This is a genomic window from uncultured Microscilla sp., assembly GCF_947493425.1.
GTDB lineage: Bacteria > Bacteroidota > Bacteroidia > Cytophagales > Microscillaceae > Microscilla.
In genome coordinates this window covers 1-2,882 of sequence record NZ_CANLRP010000347.1, presented here as the reverse complement: position 1 = coordinate 2,882, position 2,882 = coordinate 1, and the positions used below count along the sequence as shown (strand labels likewise).

The window sequence follows — 2,882 nt, the reverse complement described above, 5'->3', positions numbered from 1 at the left end:
GTGAGCGTTGCTCAGGTCACCCTGCGGTAAGACCTTCACGAGAGGTAGGGTTTTGAGTTGAATTTGCTACGTTGGGGCAACGAATACAAACTCAACCCCAAAAAACAACTTTCCCGTGTTGGTCTTAAGGCTTCCGCCAGACCAACACACTTGCTATCCTAAAGTTTGTACACAAGTTGTTTTTCAAGTTTTGGGTGAGCGTTGCTCAGGTCACCCTGCGGTAAGACCTTCACGAGAGGTAGGGTTTTGAGTTGAATTTGCTACGTTGGGGCAACGAATACAAACTCAACCCCAAAAAACAACTTCCCGTGTTGGTCTTAAGGCTTCCGCCAGACCAACACACTTGCTTATCCTAAAGTTTGTACACAAGTTGTTTTTCAAGTTTTGGGTGAGCGTTGCTCAGGTCACCCTGCGGTAAGACCTTCACGAGAGGTAGGAGTCATACTCTTGTTGCTAAAAGCTGTAGAAGCTACAGACTAAACTTCTAACTAATAAGAGCTCAGTAAACAGCAAAAATCTCCTAACTACAGACTCTTGACTTTTGACTAATCAGAACTTCCAGGTCTTCTCCAAAAACGTCATTACATTGCCATAGCTCAAGGCGTCAATATCTTGGCGTGAGATATAATCACGTAATTCTTGGTTAATTTCAGGGTATTTGCTGGAGTTTTCGTGGGCAGGAAAAAAGAAAGGTACGCGACTTTCGTCGGGATGGTCATCTGTAAAAAAGAAATCGGCACCATAAGCCAGGTGGCGGTGTGCCTGTTGGTTGATTCCATATAAAATATGGTGTAATAACTTGGCAGGTTGGGTGTCGTGTATATACGCCCGCAAAAAATTAATGCCTATAATGCCATCACGCTGTACTATTTCCTGTACATACTCATCGGGTAAGTTGCGCGGATTGTCCCAGATGGTTCTAAAGTTAGAGTGGCTGGCAATGATGGGTAAGTTCAGTTTTTGGCGGTCGATAAACTTAAATATGTCATATGCCAGGTCGTCACTGGTATGCGAGAGGTCAATGGCTGTTTCGGGGTGGTGTTCGGCAAGGTGCTCCAGCAATGCTTTACCATCTTTTTTGAGCCCAGCTTCGCTTTTATTGCCTCCGCCAAAGCGGTTTTCGTGGTGGTGGGTAAGGCTAATATATAATACCCTGCCCAGTTGCTCATACATTTTGTCTAAACGAGCCAGTCCGTGTGCTAAAGGTTCGTCTTCTTCGCAAAACCCTGAAGCGTTTTCAATAGAAGCTACAATACCCACCCTCGATACATCATTAAAAACTGCTTTGATTTGTTCTAGGGTATGTGCTGGAGCAAACTGTTGGCTGTGTTTTTCCAACAGTTGTTGGTATACTGCACACTCACGAGCGGCCATTTGGGTACTTCCGGCTGCAGTAGGACTATAAATTGCCAATGTTTGTACTTTTACCTTGCCCTGTTGCAAGTGAGGCAAAGCACACCCAATCTCAGCATCGTTGTGGGTTCTTTGGGAGTTTTCAGACAAATAAGACAATAAGTCACAATGCAAGTCAAATATTGGAAGCATTTTGTTGAGCAATTTATTTAGACCAAGTTTTTTTATATAAGACGAAAGTTAAAAGATTTCGTCCGAAAGTAAAAAGATTTAATTAAAGAGCGTGAAAATTAAGTCATTAGTTGCGTTTTGGAGTTGAATTTATTCTTGAGAAAATTGCTAGTAAATAAACAAAACAAATAGGCCAGGGCTGGATAGTTAGCAGTTTAAAGCATTTGTGTTTAGACTGGTTTTTAGAGCAAACCTACCAGACACACAGATAAAAAAAACACCAAAGGTTTTGTATATAATAAAACTAAGTTGTACTTTTGGACTGTAATACGAAATTAGTCTATAAGTCTGATTGAAAATTAAAACCTACTACCTGATGCAAAAAGATGAAGAAATACAAGAATTTATATTGCAAAAAGCCAAAAAACTGTTTCAACGTTATGGGTTAAAAAAAACCACCATGGAAGAAATAGCCAAGGCTGCAGGTAAGGGTAAAAGTACGTTGTACTATTACTTCAAAAGCAAAGATGAGATTTTTGAAGCAGTAGTAAAACAAGAAACCGAACAATTGCACAAAGAGCTTAAGGAATTGACCAGGCAGGCAACCGATGTGCAAACCCGGCTAAAGCTGTACTGTATTACTCATTTGCAAAAACTGAAAGAAAAGGTAAATCTATATCAGATTGTGTTTAGTGAGTTGTCAGACCAAATGGGCATGATGTATGAGTTGCGTAAAAAGTTCAACCATTTTGAGTTAGATTTTTTGACTCAAATATTGACTGAAGGGGTTGAAAACAACGAAATTGAGTTAAGCAGCGAAGACATAGAATGGTTTGCGGTAGTAATGTCGGCAGCTATGAAAGGCATAGAAACCCACTTGGTGTTGTTTGAACAATACCCCAACTTGGAAGAAAAAGCGGCGAAAATGATTGACATGTTTTACCATGGAATCAAACGGCGAAAGTAGCTTGTTTTATGCTTGATAAGCAGTACAGCCCTTTGTTTTGTTAAATATTCGACCAAAAAACCAAAAAGGTCTATAAATTTGATTTTTTTACTAGCTTTGCGCAAAATTTTTTATCCATTAATCGACCAAAAAACTATAATAGTCTGAAAAGGTAGTAAGCGAAAAGCCGCAAACTACAAGTATTAAAGGTTGAGATGTTAAGAGTAAGCCTGCTGCGAAGTGGGGGGAAACTGCCAGGCTAAGGTGTAAAAACCTAGTGCATTGGGGATTAAGTAAGTCGCCAAAGAATATGTGAGTAATTTAGTTCCCAGTGCACTAGTGTTACTTCAACTTTGGTTATTAGGGTATAGTTTTTATATTAGCATCCAAAAGGATATGTCACAAAAGAAAT

2 protein-coding genes are annotated in these 2,882 nt (G+C 39.9%); one reads left to right on the top strand and one right to left on the bottom strand.

Going from position 1 to position 2,882, the window contains the following annotated elements; all coding sequences use genetic code 11:
• Window positions 1–549: 549 nt before the first annotated feature.
• A complete protein-coding gene (locus Q0954_RS33535; protein ID WP_299466313.1) occupies window positions 550–1,545 on the bottom strand; it encodes a membrane dipeptidase in 996 nt (331 codons plus the stop codon).
• 355 nt (window positions 1,546–1,900) lie between these two features.
• Between Q0954_RS33535 and Q0954_RS33530 the strand changes: the two genes are divergently transcribed.
• Window positions 1,901–2,491, top strand: coding sequence for a TetR/AcrR family transcriptional regulator (locus Q0954_RS33530; RefSeq protein WP_299466310.1), 591 nt, complete (start codon window positions 1,901–1,903; stop codon window positions 2,489–2,491).
• The last annotated feature ends 391 nt before the right edge of the window (window positions 2,492–2,882 follow it).